Genomic DNA, 15,273 nt, shown 5'->3' with positions numbered 1-15,273 from the left:
CACGGCTGTGGTGGTCGTGGGCGTGCGGCAACGGCAAAGGGGGCAGGCCATGAGCGGGACCCTGAGGGGACCGGGGCATGGGCAGGGCGGCGGTACGGGCGGCGGGACGGGCACGGCCGTGGTCGTCGGCGCGGGGGTCGGCGGACTCGCCACCGCCATCGGTCTGCGCCGCGCGGGCTGGGAGGTGACCGTCCTCGAACGGCGGACCGTGCCCGAACGCTACGGAACCGCCTTCGGGATCCACCCCACCGCCCAGTCCGCGCTCGACCGGCTCGGTCTCGGCGACGCGCTGCGGGCGCGGGCCGTGCCGTACCGGGGTGCCGGCATCCGACGCCCCGACGGCAAGATCCTGGCCGCCCTCCCGCTCGAACGGATCGAGCGCAGGGCGGGCCGGCCCGAGCTGCTCATCTCCCGCCCCCACCTGCTCGACGCGCTGCTCGACGCCCTGGAGCGGCTCGGCGGGGTACGGATCGCCCACGGACGGCACCTCACCGACCCAGGAGCACTCACCGCCGACCTGGTCGTCGGCGCCGACGGCATCAACAGCGCGGTCCGTACGGCGCACTTCGGCAGCGCCTGCGGTCCGCGCCCGATCGGCACGGTCGCCTGGATCGGCATCGCCGGATTCGAGACCGGCCTGTACGGCGAGACCTGGGGCGCGGGCCGCTTCTTCGGCATGACCCCCGTCGAGGCCGGCCGCACCAACTGGTACGCCACCGTTCCCGAGGCCACCACCGCCCAGGAAGTACGGGAGGCCTTCGCCGGCTGGCACGACCCCATCCCGCGCGTCCTGGCCGAGACAGACCCCGCGACCTGGATCCGGTACGAGATGCGACACCTCCACCCCGCGCTCCCCGCCTTCGTCGCCGACGGCCGGATCGCCCTCGTCGGCGACGCCGCCCACGCCATGACACCCAACCTCGGCCAGGGGGCCTGCACCGCCCTCCTCGACGCCGAGGCCCTGAGCCGCGCCGTCGCCGCCGCCGGACCGGCCGGGCTGCCCGGCGCCCTGCGCGCGTACGACAAGGAGCGCCGCCGCAGCGCCCAGCGCGTCGCCTTTGGCTCCCGGAGTCTGCACCGCTTCATGACGGGCAGCCGCCCGGCCCTGCGCGACGCGCTCGTCCGCCTGCTGCCGTGAGGCGGGGCGCCGGCCCTGCGGAGCCGAGTGGGCGAGAGACAGTGGCGGGCAAGCGGAACGTGAGTACGCTGCTACTCATGACGGGTCACCCTCCGGGTCCGCTCTGGGCGGGCCGGGCCTCCAACCGCGCGCAGTGGCTGCTGGCAGCCGCCGGTGCCGCCTGTCTGGCGCTCGGCATCGAACTCGCCGTCGACTACGCCTGGACCGCCGGCATCATCCCGCTGCTCATGTCCGTGATCGGCTGTCTCGCCGTCGGGCTGCTCATCCTCTACGGCACCCTGGCCTTCGTGCACGTCGCCGTCACCATCGACGCGGAGGCCCTGGAAGTGCGCTGCGGCCACATAGGGGTGCCCCGCCGCAGGATCCGGCTCGCGCACGTGGCCTCCGCCGAATTCGTCCCCAGCATCACCCCGCAGCAATGGGGAGGCTGGGGCCACCGCTGGCGCCCCGAGAAGGGAACCGCGATCATCGTCCGCCGCGGCGAGGGAGTCGCCCTCACACTCGACGACGGCAAACGGTTCACCGTCACCGTCGACGACGCCGAGAACGCCGTCCGCGTCATCCGCACCCACCTGCGCACCCTCGCCCGCTAGGGCCTAAGGCCTGTCTGATAATTGATCTTGTGGCAGGTCGAGGTGGGTTGACGGAGGTGGCGGCCGTGTGTCAGCTCGGGCGCTCGTAGTTGGTCAGGACGCAGCCCTCGACCTGGGCCTTCTCCAGCCGGTAGCCGGCCGGCGGCGCGGTGAAGCCGGTCTCGCAGTTCAGGTACAGGAACTGGAGCTGGTACAGCCCGCGGCGGACGTTCGCGTTGTTGGTCTCCACGGCGATGTTCGTGCCGACCAGCAGCTTGCTCGCAGTGGCCTTGAGGCGCCCGTCGTCCTTCAGGTCGGCCAGCTGCGCCGCCTTGGCCTTGGTCTGGAGGGTCTTCATGTCGGAGACGGTGTCCAGCCAGTTCAGGTTGTGCGCGCGCTGCTCCCCGCCGAGCTGGCCGCAGACCGCTCGCTGCTTGACGCCCCAAGCGCTCGCGGGGCCGTCGACGACCGGCATGTAGTCGATCGACTGTACCGGCTCGTCGGTGACCTCCATGCTCGTGCAGTCGACCGTGTGCGGGCTGACGAGCTTCTTCAGCTCGGCGATGCTGCCGGCGCTCGGCAGACCCGGGCTGCCGGTGGACGGCTGGCCCGTCTTCGCGGCTCCCTCGGTGGAGGGGTCGCGGACCGCCCCGCGGTGGGGGCTGCCCTGGCCGTCGGGGCTGTTGACGTAGTCGGTGAGGAAGCAGCCCTCGACCAGGGCCTTCTCCTTCTTGAACCCCTCCGGGACGAAGACGTCGGGGTTGCAGCTGAGGATGCGCAGGTCGGAGTTGGGCGGGTCGACCAGGGACACGGCGGTGGCGGTCTTGAGCGCGGTCAGGGCGAAGGTCTTGCCCACGACCGTGCGGCTGGCGAGGTCGGTGTCGTTCCGGCCCTCGGCGAGCAGCTTCGCGGTGTGGTCCTTGGCGGCCTGCTGGAAGGCCTTCATGTCCGGGGTCAGGAAGAGGACGATCTCGCCCCGCGCCTTCTTGTCCGTGCAGACGCCGCGCTCCGTGATGCCCCAGTCCCCGGCGCCGATGAACCCGCTCAGCGGTACCCGGCTGTCGTTCGGGTCGGTGCTGAGGTTCTCGCAGGACGTGTACTGCTGTACGTGGGCCTGCGCCCCGGCCAGCGTGGCGGGCGCGGCGCCGGCGGCCGTGGGGGAGGCGGGGGCGGCGCCCAGAGCGCTCGCGGAAGGGCTCGCGGCGGGCGAGCCCGGCTTGGGGGAGTCCTCGCAGGCGGTGGCGAGGCTGGTGAGCGCGGCGAGGGCCGCGGTCGCGGCGGATATCCGCTGGAGGCGCATGGGTGTCTTCCGTCGGCTGGACACGGCACGGGGGGATGGCGTGCCCATGCTAAGGCCAAAATGATCTTGTGGCGGGTCGAGGTGGGTTGACGGAGGTGGTGTGGGAGTGGATGGAGCCCTTGTTGCCGCAGGTGGACGGGCGTGGTCGGCCGTGGCGTGATCACCGGCAGGTGGTCGATGGTGTGCTGTGGCGGTTGCGGACCGGGGCTCCGTGGCGTGACCTGCCCGAGCGGTACGGGCCGTGGCAGACCGTCTACGAGCGGTTCGCCCGCTGGGAAGCGGACGGCACGCGGGCAAGGCGTCAGCACTGGGTGTCGGTACGGAGCCGCGTCACCCGGCCGCGGCGCACAAGGCACCCGGCCGCGGCGAAAACGGAACCTCGCCCCGGCGCCGCGTCGCGCGAGGACGGCCGGCGTGAGCCGTCCGTCCCGGTGACCCGGCCGGGCGCTTACGGGTCCGCGAGGCGCGGGGACGTACACTCCGCCAGATGAGCAGCAGTGTCACCCGCGCGACCGGGAACGAGCCCTCGCAGTCCGCCGGCCGGCCCCCGGCCGGCGCGGCCGTGCCCGCCGCCACCGCCCGGTCCGCCGCGCAGCGGAAGGGGCTCCTGCTGCTGCGTGCCGTGCTCGCCGCCCTCTCCGGCGTGCTGCTCTACCTCAGCTTCCCGCCCCGCCCGCTGTGGTGGCTGGCCCCCCTCGCCCTCGCGCTGCTCGCCGGGTGCCTGCACGGCCGCCGCGCCCGGGCGGGCTTCGGCCTCGGGCTGCTCGCCGGACTCGGCTACCTGCTGCCGCTCCTCGTCTGGACGGGTGAGGAGGTCGGCCCGGTGCCCTGGCTGGCGCTGAGCACCCTCGAAGCCCTTTTCATCGGCCTCACCGGCCTCGGTATCGCCCTGGTCAGCCGGCTCCGGGCCTGGCCGCTGTTCGCCGCCGCCGTCTGGGTCGCGGGCGAGGCGCTTCGGGCCCGGGCCCCCTTCGGCGGATTCCCCTGGGGCAAGCTCGCCTTCGGGCAGGCCGACGGCGTCTTCACCCCGCTCGTCGCCCTCGGCGGCACCCCGCTGCTCTCCTTCGGTGTCGCCCTGTGCGGATTCGGTCTCTACGAGGCCCTGCGCATCGCCCGCAGCCACCCCGGCCGCACCGCCGCCGCGCTGACCGCGCTCACCGTCGCCGCCCCGATCGGCGTCGGCCTCGCCGCCCGCCCCCTGGTGTCCGACGCGGCCGAGGACGGCACCGCCGTGGTCGCCGTCATCCAGGGCAACGTGCCCCGCCTCGGCCTCGACTTCAACTCCCAGCGCCGGGCCGTCCTCGACAACCACGCCAGGCGCACGGTCCAGCTCGCCGAGGACGTCAAGGCCGGGCGGGCCCCGAAGCCCGACTTCGTCGTCTGGCCGGAGAACTCCTCCGACCTCGACCCGTACGCGGAGCCCGACGCCCACGACGTCATCGACACGGCCGTCAAGGCCATCGGCGTGCCCGTCGCCATCGGCGCCGTGGTGGCCCCGGAGACCGGCCCGCTGCGCAACACGATGATCCTCTGGGACCCGGTCGAGGGCCCCACCGTGACCTACGACAAGCGCAAGATCCAGCCCTTCGGCGAGCGGATCCCGATGCGCTCCGTCGTCCGCCTCTTCAGCTCCGACGTGGACCGGGTGCGCCGCGACTTCGGTCCCGGCAAGGGACCCGGCGTCTTCGACATGGCCGGCAGCGGTGTCGGCATGGTCACCTGCTTCGAGGCCGCCTTCGACGACGCCGTCCGTTCCACCGTCCGGGCCGGCGCCCAGGTGATCGCCGTACCGAGCAACAACGCCACCTTCGGCCGGACCCAGATGACCTACCAGCAGCTCGCCATGGACCGGATCCGCGCCGTCGAGCACAGCCGGACCGTCCTCGTCCCCGTCACCAGCGGGGTCAGCGCCGTCATCCGCCCCGACGGCAAGGTCGTCTCGCAGACGAAGATGTTCACCGCGGACGCGCTCGTCACCGAGATCCCGCTGCGCTCGGGCAGCACCCCGGCCACGGTCGTCGGACCGCTGCCCGAGTACGCACTGATCGCGCTGGCCTCGGGCGGCCTCGGCCTGCTCCTGTACCGCCGGATCCGCTCGCGCCGGAACGCCTGAGGCGGTACCGGGGCGGTCGCCTCGTAGGGTCGGGGCATGACCACACCCGATTTCATCCGTCAGATCCGCGCCAGCGCCGGACACCAGCTGCTCCTGCTGCCGGGGGTCACGGCCATCGTCTTCGACGAACTCGGCCGGGTGCTGCTCGGCCGGCGCTCCGACACCGGGCAGTGGGCAGTGATCGGCGGGATCGCCGAGCCGGGGGAGCAGCCCGCCGAGACCGCCGTGCGCGAGGTGTACGAGGAGACGGCGGTGCGCTGCGTCGCCGAGCGCGTGGTGCTCGTCCAGATGACGGACCCGATGACCTATCCCAACGGTGACATCTGCCAATTCCAGGACATCACCTTCCGCTGCCGTGCGACGGGCGGCGAGGCACGGGCCAATGACAACGAATCCCTCGAAGTGGCGTGGTTCGAGGTGGACGCACTGCCGCCGCTGGATCCGTTCGGCCTGGACCGGATCCACCAGGCCCTGCGTGATGAGCCGACCTGGTTCGACGCCCCCGCCGAGCTCTTGGAGTAGCCGGCCGGGTGCGCCCGACAAACCGGGGCGCACCGCCTCGTACCTCTGGGCAGGGCTGTGAGCTGCTCGTATGTGCGCTGTAGGGTTCCGCTGACCTGAGCGGTAGTCGGACAGTCATACATTCAAGGAGGCGGTCGGGGGATGAGCTTGCGCAGTTCAGCCGGAGAGTCGCGGGCGGGCGGCAAGGGCCGTACGTCTGCCGGAGCGGCCCCCGGCGGGCGCCTGGCGGTCCTCGACGGGGTGCGGGTCCTCGCCGCACTCGGCGTGCTCCTCTACCACTACTTCGCCCTCGCGAGCGCCTGGGGCGAACCGCCGCGGAACATCTTCCCGATCGCCAACCGGTTCGCGGTCTACGGCTGGCTCGGCGTCGAGATCTTCTTCCTGGTCAGCGGCTTCGTCATCTGCATGAGCGCCTGGGGCCGCGGCGTGGGCGACTTCGCGGTGTCCCGGATCTCCCGGCTCTTCCCCGCCTACTGGGTGGCCGTGGTCTTCACCGCCCTCGTGCTGTTCACCTGGCCCGAGGTCAGGGAGGTCAAGGCGTTCAGCCACGTCGTGGTGAACCTGTCGATGCTGCAGGGCGGCCTCGGAGTCCCGAACATCGATGACGCGTACTGGACCCTCTTCGTCGAGCTCAAGTTCTACGTACTGTTCGCGCTCGTGGTCATGCGCGGCGTGACCTACCGCAACTGCGTCCTGTTCTGTGCGGCCTGGACCCTGGCCGGTGTCGTGGCCCCCTCCGCCGACAGCGGTGTGCTGTCCTTCTTCGCGGCCGGGGCCTCGTCCCCCTACTTCATCGCCGGAATCGCCTTCTACCTGATGCGCCGCTTCGGCCAGAACGCCGTCCTGTGGGCCGTCGTCGGCGTGCAGTTCCTCCTCGCGCAGCACCATGTGCACGCCCGGATGATCTCCAGCCTGGGCAGGGCGGCCACCGGTCAGACGCCGGCCTGGCCCGCGCATCTGATCATCGCGCTGGGCTTCGTCCTGATGGCGGCGATAGCCCTCGGTTCGCTCGACCGCGTCCAGTGGCGCTGGCTCCAGCACGCGGGAGCGCTGACGTACCCGCTCTACCTGATCCACATGCTGGCCGGACTGACCTTCATCCATCACTTCCGCCGCGATGTGGCACCCGTACCGCTGGTCATCGGTGTGATCGCCGGGATGCTGCTGCTCGCCTGGCTCATCCACCGCTTCGTGGAACGCCCGCTCGGCCGGCTGCTGCGCGACCGGCTGCGCCGGGGGATGCAGGACATCAGGTCGGCCACCGCGAGCGGACCGTCGACCGGCCGCTTCCCCGCCCAGCCCTCCGCGCCCGAGGCCGAACGAATCCCGGTCTCCCGCTAGGTCGGGCCACGGCCGGACTCACGACCGGACCTGCGACAACGCCCCTACGACCGGAGCCCACGACCGGGACCTACGAGCGCGGCCCACGACCGGGACCTACGAGCGGGCCTCCTCGTACAGCTCCAGGGCCCGGTCGCCCAGGACCGCGCTGTAGGAGATCTCCGGGACGCTCCCGCCGCCCTCGTAGCCCCCGAGGACCCCGGCCAGCGCGCCGTTGACCAGCCAGGGGCTGCCGCTGGTGCCGCCGGTGAGGTCCGGGCAGTCGATCCGGCGCTGGGTCCCGGAGAGCAGGGAGGTCGCATTCGCGCAGCGCAGCGGGGCCTCCAGGGTCCGCGGGTATCCGATGACCGTCGCCTTGGCGTCGTCCGGCTGTTCGGCGGCGACCGGGAAGCCGCCCACGAGGTCCTCGACGGCTCCGGCCGGGCCGTCGCCGTCCACCGGGGCCACCGTCACGAAGGCGATGTCGTCGTCCGGGTCCTGGCCGTCCGTCCAGCCCCGGGCGACGTGCGCGCCGGTGAGCTTCCAGAAGCCGTACGGGGCCCTTCCGTCGCGGTAGCCCGGTGCGAAGAGGATCGTGCCGGGGTTCTCCAGACAGTGCGCGGCGGTGGCGATCACATCGCCGTCCTCGCTGTGCACAACGGCGGCCGTGCAGAAATGGCCGCCCTCCTGCCCTCCCGCGAACAGTGCGCCGACCCGGTTCACGGTGGCTCCGGGCAGCGCCTGCGCGGTGACGCCGAGCGGCGGCCGGGCCGCGGCGTCGGGTACGTCCACGCCGAGCAACGCGGCCATCGCGGCCAGTGCGAGCAGGATCCGGGACGCCCGCCGCGCACGGGTGCGCCGGGCCGTTCGGGGGAGCGTGGAATGGATCATGTTTTCCACCCTGCCCGCCGAACCTATGTCCGGAGGCTGGAGTTCCGTATGAATCTCCTGTGAATTCGGTGAACCTCCTGTGAAACCCGGGACATGACCGGACAGGCCCGTTTTTGTCGGACGACGGCAGCCGATCGCCCGCTACGCGCGCCGCTCGTACACCGTCACCCGGCGCCCCCGCACCTGCCGGTCCGCCACCACCGCGAAGTGCTCGCGCAGCACGGCCGCCTTGGTCCCGTCGCGCTCCGCAGACGGGGCCTTGGCCACCTTCGCCGCGTCCGTCACCAGCAGCACCCGCCGCTGTCCGAGCAGCGCCGCACGGATCCGCGCCGGCTCCGCCTCCTCGCCCTTCAGGGTGGCCGAGGCCACCGGGGACTCGGCCAGCGCCACGTCGGACAGGCCGGTGAACGCGCCGGGCGTCACCAGCGCCGTGTCCCGCCGCGCGGCCGGGACGAACAGCACCGCGTCCCCGTCCTGCTTCAGCCGGGCCACCTCACCGGCCACCGCCAGGACGTCGTCGATCCGGCTCGCCGGGGCCCGCTTGCCCAGTTCCACCGGCAGCAGGGCCAGCAGCGAGACGCCGACCACCCCGGGCACCACCAGGCCCGCCGCCCTCGGGAACCGGGGCGCGCAGGACCGTACGGCGGAGCCCAGGGCGGCGCCGATCAGCAGGGCCAGACCCACCATGCTGAACAGCACGTACCGGTCCAGGAACAGCGGCTGCACCAGGGACAGCCCGATCAGCCCGAGCTGCGGCACCGCCAGCAGCGGCAGACCGACCGCGGCCACCGGGAGCCCCGTGCGGCCCGCTCCGCCCGCCCGCTCCGCCCACGCGCCCAGCCCGCCGGCCACCAGGAGGATCCCCGGCCCGATCAGCATGTGCCAGGTCAACGGCGGTATCCACGACACCTGGTCGGACTGGCCCCGGCTGAACAGGATCAACGGCAGCACCCCCGCCACCGCCCCCGAGGCGTACGCCGCCCAACGCAGCCACACGCCGCGCCCGGCCCGCGCCCACCCCAGGGTCGCCGCGTGCGCGGGCAGGACCAGCAGGGACAGCCAGTTCAGCAGGGCGCATACCAGCACGGCGGTCCCGTACGCCGCCCAGCGCGGCCAGACGCGCCGTCCGGGTCCGCGCTCCACCAGCGACACCAGCAGCAGAGTGGAGAACGCGGCCCCCGCCGCGACCAGCGCGTACGGCCGGCCCTCCTGGAGGTAGAACTGGACCGCCGGCAGCAGCCCGAGGGCCAGACCGCCGCCGAGCCCGGCCCAGAAGCCGGCCAGGCGCTCCCCGATCATCGCCACGCACGCCGCGGCGGCCGAGAAGGCCAGCACCGACGGCAGCCGCAGCGTCGTCGTGCTCGCCCCGAAGACCTCGAAGAGGCCGTGCATCAGCAGGTAGTAGAGGCCGTGCACGGCGTCGACGTTCCCGAGCATCGCCCATATCTCGGACGCCGACCGCCCCGCCACCTGCCAGGTCGCCGCCTCGTCCCGCCACACACTGTCCTGCCGGGAGAGCCCCCACAGACCGAGCACCAGGGTCCACACGAGGGGGACCGGCCACACCGGGACGCGCCGGCGCCGGGAAACGGATATGGCAGATATGTCGGAAGGCATGAAGGTGCGCGGATCCTCGGTGCGGGGCGTCGGCGGAAAGCACCAGTCTATGGACGCCACGGACGGTTTCCGGACCGCCTGTTGTGCACCACGGAGCGTGATCGTCGGGCCCGCCCGCCCCTAGCCTCACCGCAGGAGCACGAACGAGGGGCGGTACCCGGTGAACTGGCTCATCCACGACTACCGCGAGAGCGATCTCGCAGCGGTGGTCCATCTGATCGACACCACGGCCGAACTCGGCCAGGAGTCCGTCTTCTCGCTCGCCGAGTGCATCAGCGCGCTGACCGACCGTCAGCCCTGCGTGGTCGCCGTCCACCAGGGCGTCCCCATCGGCGCGGCCCTCGCCTGCGTCACCGGGGAGCGGGCCTGGGTGATGCGCATCGCCATCGCGGCGGGCTGGCGCGGCCGCGGCCTGGCCAGCGCCCTGCTCGTCGAGCTGGAACGACGGCTCATCGCCGCCCGCGTCGGCCGCATCGCCTACGTCCTGCCCGAGGAGGACATGCTCGGCGAGGGCCTCCTCAACGCCGGCTACACACGGCAGCCGGCCGTCGCCTACTTCGAGAAGACCGAGCCGCTGCACGGACCGGCCGCGGGCCTCCTCGACGATCTCGGCGGCCGCTTCCTGCCCAATGACCTGTGGGCCAAGGTCGCCGGCATGGAGAAGGAGAAGGACCTCATCGAGCGGCGCGTGGTGCTGCCGCTCGCCGAACCGGAGCGGGCCGCCTCCCACGGGGTGCGGCCGCCGCGCGCGATCACCCTCTTCGGGCCGCCCGGCACCGGCAAGACCACCTTCGCCCGGGCCATCGCCTCCCGGCTCGGCTGGCCCTTCGTGGAACTGCTGCCCTCCCGCCTCGCCGACGAGGGCAACCTGGCGGCCGCACTGCGCGACGCCTTCGCCCGGATCGCCGAGCTGGAGCGGGTCCTCGTCTTCATCGACGAGGTCGAGGAGATCGCGCCGGTGCGCACCGAACCCGCGCAGCCCGGCGGGATCCACGGCGTGACCAACGAACTGCTGAAGCTGATACCGGGCTTCCGGGAGGGCGACGAGCGGCTGCTGGTGTGCGCCACCAACTCCATCCGCTCACTCGACCCGGCCTTCCTGCGGCCCGGCCGCTTCGACTACCTGATCCCGATCGGCACCCCGGACGTCGGTGCGCGAGCCGCGATCTGGTCCCGCTACACGGCAGGCCGCGCGGACGTCGACGTGAACGCCTTGGTGGCGGCCACCGAACTGTTCACCCCGGCCGACATCGAGCACGCGGCGCGGATCGCGGCGCAGGTGTCCTTCGAGCGGGACCTGGAGGCGGTGGGCGCGCGGGGCGCGGCGGCCGCGCAGCTGGGTGCGACCACCGCGGACTATCTGGCGGCGGTCCGGCAGTGCCGGCCGACGGTGACCCCGGCGATGACCGGCGAGTTCGAGGCGGACATCACCGCGCACGCCCGGTTCTGACGCCCGGCCGCCACCACCGCCCCGGCGTCCGTCCCCCGGCGTCCGTCCCCGATGTCCGTCCCCCGGTTGCGGCGGGGGCGGAATGCGAGACGGCCCGCGGCCGCTCCCCAAAGCGGCCGCGGGCCTCCCGCGCGACATGGCATCCGCGCGGGACGGCCACGTTCCGGTTGGGGGTGTACGCCGGCTGGAACGCGGCACGCAGCGGTGCCTGAGGGCATCCCTGAACCCTCGTCCACGTCTTCGAGTCAACCAGCGGGCCCGGTGCCCGCGCTTCGGCCGGACGGGCCGGATCCCCCTCGGCCGAACGGCCGAGGCACGGCGTCGGCTACCGTCGGGCCATGGGCTTCGTCGTCTTCATGACCCTTCCCGGTCTGGCTCTTGTGCTCACCGCCATGGCCTTCCTCGACCTGGCACTGGTCCGCGCGGGCCGAGCCGGGCTGCTGCCCTGGCGGTGGAACGGCCGTCAGGGGCAGATATCCGTCACCGGATTCGAGCAGCTGCACGCCAGCTTCTCGCCGGGCAAGCAGAACGAGCTCAAGGAGCGGCAGAGCGCCCTCGTCATGCGCGACGACGAGGAGGACGGCGCACCGCCGCGCACCCGGGTGGACCTCGACGGCGGGCTCGCCGTCATCCGGCTGCCCGCCACCGCGGCCGTGCCCCTTACGGGGAACAGCGGTACGTGAAGTCCACCGCGGCCGTGCGCTGCCCGGGCGACACCAGCTGGAGCTCCGCCCTCGCGGGATAGCTGCCCGTCCCCCGGAAGGTCCACAGCAGGTGCAGCCGGGCCTCCCGCTGTCCGCGCGGCACCCGCTCGGTCAGCTGCTCGGACTGCGTCCCGTCACTGCGCACCCACCGGTAGGTGAGGGTGCCCGGACGCCCGTCGGTCTCCACGACGGCCACCACATCGGCCGTCGCGTCGCAGGCCGGGCCCTTGGGATCGGTGCTCACGGCCACGCTCCGGACCTCGATGCCGGGTCCGAGCCGCTGCCACCCGAGGTACGCGAGGACCGCGGCCAGTACGAGAGCGGCGAGGGCGTAGCGCCGCAGACCCGCGAGCCGGCGCCGCCGCGGCGGCGCTACGACGCCCACCGCGGCGCCGATGGGGAAGGGCGCGGGCATGGCCGCGGTGACCCCGGGCCCGAACCGGAGCACCGACCCCTCGATCCGGTCGGGAGCCACCGCCTCGGGAGGCAGTCTCTTGGTCGTGGCCGGCGGGCCGCTGAACCAGTGGCTGCCGAGGACGGTGGCGCTGTAGTCGTCGTCGCCCTGCTCGCCCTGCTGGCCCTGTTCGCGCTGCTCGCCCTGGGGGGCGCCGGAACCGCTCATCGGGGCACCTCCACACAGCGCAGCAGGTACTGCGAGGCCGACGCGGACTTGTTCCCGGCGGTGGGCTTGGTGGTGACCCGGACGCCGCCGTAGCAGCCGCGGTCGCGCGTGAAGGTGTGCGACCTGACCACCGGGGCGGCCGAGCCTGCCTGCACCACGAACGTCTCCGTGCCGTCGGGGACGGAGTAGGAGCCCTGCGCACCTCCCAGGAACCACTCCACCACCACGGTCACCGAACCGGTGCCCTGGCTGGCGACCGAAATGGTCGCGTCACCCCGGTACACGCCGGTCTTGAGCGACACGGCGACGTTCGTGACCTTCAGCGTCGGTGTGGGCGTCGGGGTCGGGGTCGGCGTGGGCGTGGGCGGCCGGCTCCCCGTCGGCTCCGCGGTCGGGCTCGTCGACCAGGAGGGCGACGCGGACGGGGACGTGGACGCGGACGGCGAAGGGCTCGGGGACGCCGACGGGCTGGGACTCGGCGAAGGGGACGCGGAGTCCGTCGGGCCCGGGGTCGGGGAGGCCGATCCGGGAGGGGCCGCGCTCGTCGTGGCGAAGGCGCTCAGCGCCGAGGCCCCGCCCGGGGACGCGCCGATCGCGTCCGTCGTCAGGACCAGCACGGTCCCCAGCACCAGCGCCACGCCCGCCGCCAGCCAGCCACTGCGTCCCGGAGCCCAGCCGGAACCGCCGGGCACCGTGGTCGTGGCCACCGCCGTGGTGCCCGCCGCGGGGGCGCCCGCCGAGGGGAACAGCAGCGGCAGCAGGGCGGCCAGCGCCGCCAGCTTGCGCTGCCCGCGCTCCTCCCACTCGGGGCCGTACGCCGCCAGCGCCACGCCCTCCAGCTCGGCCACGAACGCCTCGGCGTTCTCCGGCCGCTGCTCGGGCGCCTTCGCGAGGCCGCGCCGGATCAGCGGACGCACGGGCTCCGGCGCCTCGGTCTCCGGCACCGGGGCCTCGATGTGCTGCACCGCCAGCTCGGCGAAGTTCTCCCCGTCGTAGGGCTTGCGGCCGGTGAGGCACTCGAAGAAGGTCGCCGTCGCCGCGTACACGTCGGCCGCGGGCGAGGCCGGCCGGCCCTGCCACTGCTCGGGAGCCATGTAGGCGGGGGTTCCGGCCACGCCGGGCGTGCTGCCCCGGTTCGCCGCGATCCCGAAGTCCACCAGCTTCGACGAGCCGTCCGGTGCGACCAGGACGTTCTCCGGCTTGTAGTCCCGGTGGACGACACCCGTCCGGTGCGCCGCGGCAAGCCCCAGCAGCGAGCCCTTGAGGACCACCAGAGCGGCCTCGGCGTCGGCCCGCCCGGACTGCTTCAGCAGTGCGCGCAGGGAAATGCCGTCCACCAGCTCCATGACGATGGCCGCACCGCCGGACGCCTCCACGTACTCGTACAGCCTGACCACGTACGGAGTCTCCAGTCCGCCCAGGAGGCGGGCCTCGGCCCGGAACTCCCCGACGAAGGCCGGATCCTGGCGCAGCCGGTCGCTGAGGTACTTCACGGCGACCGGAGTACCCGTTCCGTCGTGGACGGCGAGCACCACGCGGCCGCTGCCTCCCGAACCGAGCTCCCGGACCTCGGTGTAACCGGGGACCGACCATGCCGCCCGCGTGTCGTCCATCGTTCCTGCCCCCTGCCTCTGCCGTGTGGCGCCGCTGCATCGATCGGACGTCCGGTCCGGGACCGGCCGTCCACCGGCCCTCCCCGGACCGGACGCCACATGGGACGTGGTTTCCTCCGTGGCCGGTTCCCGACCACGGAGGGAGTCTCAGGCCGCGGCCGACATCGCGCCGATCATGGCGTGCAGCCGGTCGGCCGACGCCCGCCCGAAGGCCGGATCGTTGATGTGCGTGTCGTAGTCGTAGAGCCGTACGGCGCTGCTCCGCAAGCCTTCGCGCAGCGCCGAGAACAGAGCCCGGTCCGCGCCGGGGTCATGGTACGGGCCGCCCGGCGCGCCGAGCGTGGACAGTCCACGGAGCGGGACGCAGACGGCGGCGGGGCCGCTCGCCGCGCGCAGTTTGGCGGCGACCCGGCGGCCGAGCTCCGCGCACTCGGCCATGGTCGTACGGGTCACGGTGATGGACGGATTGTGGACGTGGACGCCCCGGTCGCGGACCTGTTGGGGCAGGCTCTCGAGCGGGCCGAACTTCACCATGTCCAGCGCTCCCAGGCTCACCACCTGCGGAACCCCGGCCCGCCCCGCCGCGCTGAGCCGGTCGGGGCCCGCGCTGAGGATGCCTCCGCACAGGTCGTCGGCGATCTCGCTGAGGGTGAGGTCGAGGACGCCCGCGAAGACCCCCTGGCCGGCCAGTGTCTCCAGGGTGCGGCCGCCGGTGCCGCTGACGTGGAAGACCAGCACCTCGTAGCCCAGTTCCGTCAGCCGCTCGCGGGCCGCGTCCACACCGGCCGTGGTCACGCCCGCCATGCTGGCCGCGATCAGCGGACGGCCGCCCGCGCCCAGCCGGGGCGGGCGGCCCTCCGGGGAGGTACGGGCGTAGGCCCCGGCCATCCCGGCGATCGCCTCCACGGCGTTCGCCAGGACCGGTGCGGAGACGCTGTTGATCCCCGCGATGTCCACCACGCTGTACATCATGGTGATGTCCGAGGAGCCCACGTACGGCCGGACGTCCCCGGACGCCATGGACGAGACCATCAGTTTCGGTACGCCCAGTGGCAGGGCGCGCATCGCCCGGGTGGCGATGGAGGTGCCGCCGCTCCCGCCGATGGCGAGCACGCCGTGCAGTTTCCCCTCTGAGTACAGGCGTAAGAGGGTCTCCTCCGCGCCCCTCGCCATGGTGGTCACGGCCGCACCCCGGTCGGCGGCCGCGCGCAGCTGCGACAGTTCCGTTCCCGCCGCCCGTGCCACCGCGTCACGCGGCACATCGGCGGGCACCCGGGGTTCGCCCATGATTCCTGTGTCGACCAGTACCACTTCGACGCCGGTGCGCAGCAGCCTCTCGCGCAGCCAGCCGTACTCCACACCCTTGGTGTCCAAGGTTCCCACCAGCACGACGTTCGTCATGTGTGCAATG

General features: G+C 73.1%; 13 protein-coding genes and 1 pseudogene. 8 read left to right on the top strand and 6 right to left on the bottom strand.

Features of this window, described 5'->3' with window-relative positions; all coding sequences use genetic code 11:
* Positions 1-49 precede the first annotated feature (49 nt).
* The gene (locus OG753_RS07785; RefSeq protein WP_405787810.1) at positions 50-1,138 is read left to right on the top strand and encodes an FAD-dependent oxidoreductase; all 1,089 of its coding nucleotides are present in this window, start codon (positions 50-52) and stop codon (positions 1,136-1,138) included.
* Positions 1,139-1,215: 77 nt separating this feature from the next.
* Positions 1,216-1,731, top strand: coding sequence for a hypothetical protein (locus tag OG753_RS07780; RefSeq protein ID WP_327261061.1), 516 nt, complete (start codon positions 1,216-1,218; stop codon positions 1,729-1,731).
* 70 nt (positions 1,732-1,801) lie between these two features.
* On the opposite strand, the gene OG753_RS07775 is transcribed toward OG753_RS07780, so the two are convergent.
* A complete protein-coding gene (locus tag OG753_RS07775; protein ID WP_327261060.1) occupies positions 1,802-3,010 on the bottom strand; it encodes a hypothetical protein in 1,209 nt (402 codons plus the stop codon).
* A gap of 68 nt (positions 3,011-3,078) precedes the next feature.
* Between OG753_RS07775 and OG753_RS07770 the strand changes: the two are divergent.
* The 4 genes and pseudogenes from OG753_RS07770 to OG753_RS07755 all read left to right on the top strand — a co-directional run.
* Positions 3,079-3,333 (top strand): annotated as a pseudogene (locus OG753_RS07770) (transposase); the annotation flags it as partial.
* A 164-nt stretch (positions 3,334-3,497) separates the two neighbouring features.
* Positions 3,498-5,123, top strand: a complete 1,626-nt coding sequence (gene lnt, locus OG753_RS07765; RefSeq protein WP_405787809.1) for an apolipoprotein N-acyltransferase — start codon at positions 3,498-3,500, stop codon at positions 5,121-5,123.
* Between the two features lie 36 nt (positions 5,124-5,159).
* Positions 5,160-5,645, top strand: coding sequence for an NUDIX hydrolase (locus tag OG753_RS07760; protein ID WP_405787808.1), 486 nt, complete (start codon positions 5,160-5,162; stop codon positions 5,643-5,645).
* Between the two features lie 141 nt (positions 5,646-5,786).
* Positions 5,787-6,986, top strand: a complete 1,200-nt coding sequence (locus tag OG753_RS07755) for an acyltransferase family protein (protein WP_405787806.1) — start codon at positions 5,787-5,789, stop codon at positions 6,984-6,986.
* Between the two features lie 96 nt (positions 6,987-7,082).
* On the opposite strand, the gene OG753_RS07750 is transcribed toward OG753_RS07755, so the two are convergent.
* Both OG753_RS07750 and OG753_RS07745 read right to left on the bottom strand, forming a co-directional pair.
* Entirely contained in the window at positions 7,083-7,856 is a 774-nt protein-coding gene (locus OG753_RS07750) for a trypsin-like serine peptidase (protein WP_405787805.1), read from the bottom strand.
* A 141-nt stretch (positions 7,857-7,997) separates the two neighbouring features.
* Positions 7,998-9,473: a hypothetical protein gene (locus OG753_RS07745; protein ID WP_405787803.1), complete on the bottom strand. Its 1,476-nt coding sequence runs from the start codon at positions 9,471-9,473 to the stop codon at positions 7,998-8,000.
* Positions 9,474-9,633: 160 nt separating this feature from the next.
* Between OG753_RS07745 and OG753_RS07740 the strand changes: the two genes are divergently transcribed.
* Together OG753_RS07740 and OG753_RS07735 are read left to right on the top strand one after the other, a co-directional pair.
* On the top strand, positions 9,634-10,923 hold the full coding sequence (locus tag OG753_RS07740) for an ATP-binding protein (protein WP_405787801.1): 1,290 nt from the start codon (positions 9,634-9,636) through the stop codon (positions 10,921-10,923).
* A gap of 338 nt (positions 10,924-11,261) precedes the next feature.
* On the top strand, positions 11,262-11,606 hold the full coding sequence (locus tag OG753_RS07735; RefSeq protein WP_405787799.1) for a DUF6191 domain-containing protein: 345 nt from the start codon (positions 11,262-11,264) through the stop codon (positions 11,604-11,606).
* On the opposite strand, the gene OG753_RS07730 is transcribed toward OG753_RS07735, so the two are convergent.
* The 3 genes from OG753_RS07730 to OG753_RS07720 form a co-directional block, all read right to left on the bottom strand.
* On the bottom strand, positions 11,584-12,249 hold the full coding sequence (locus OG753_RS07730) for a hypothetical protein (protein ID WP_327261052.1): 666 nt from the start codon (positions 12,247-12,249) through the stop codon (positions 11,584-11,586). The genes OG753_RS07735 and OG753_RS07730 overlap by 23 nt on opposite strands.
* A complete protein-coding gene (locus tag OG753_RS07725) occupies positions 12,246-13,862 on the bottom strand; it encodes a serine/threonine-protein kinase (protein ID WP_405787797.1) in 1,617 nt (538 codons plus the stop codon). The genes OG753_RS07730 and OG753_RS07725 overlap by 4 nt, the downstream gene beginning before the upstream one ends.
* A gap of 147 nt (positions 13,863-14,009) precedes the next feature.
* Entirely contained in the window at positions 14,010-15,263 is a 1,254-nt protein-coding gene (locus tag OG753_RS07720; RefSeq protein WP_327266665.1) for a Tm-1-like ATP-binding domain-containing protein, read from the bottom strand.
* Between the last annotated feature and the right edge of the window lie 10 nt (positions 15,264-15,273).

This window comes from Streptomyces sp. NBC_00029, from assembly GCF_045160505.1.
In the GTDB taxonomy this organism is placed as follows: Bacteria; Actinomycetota; Actinomycetes; order Streptomycetales; family Streptomycetaceae; genus Streptomyces.
The sequence above is the reverse complement of the archived record's forward strand: the minus strand, read 5'-3'. Positions and strand labels throughout refer to the sequence as shown.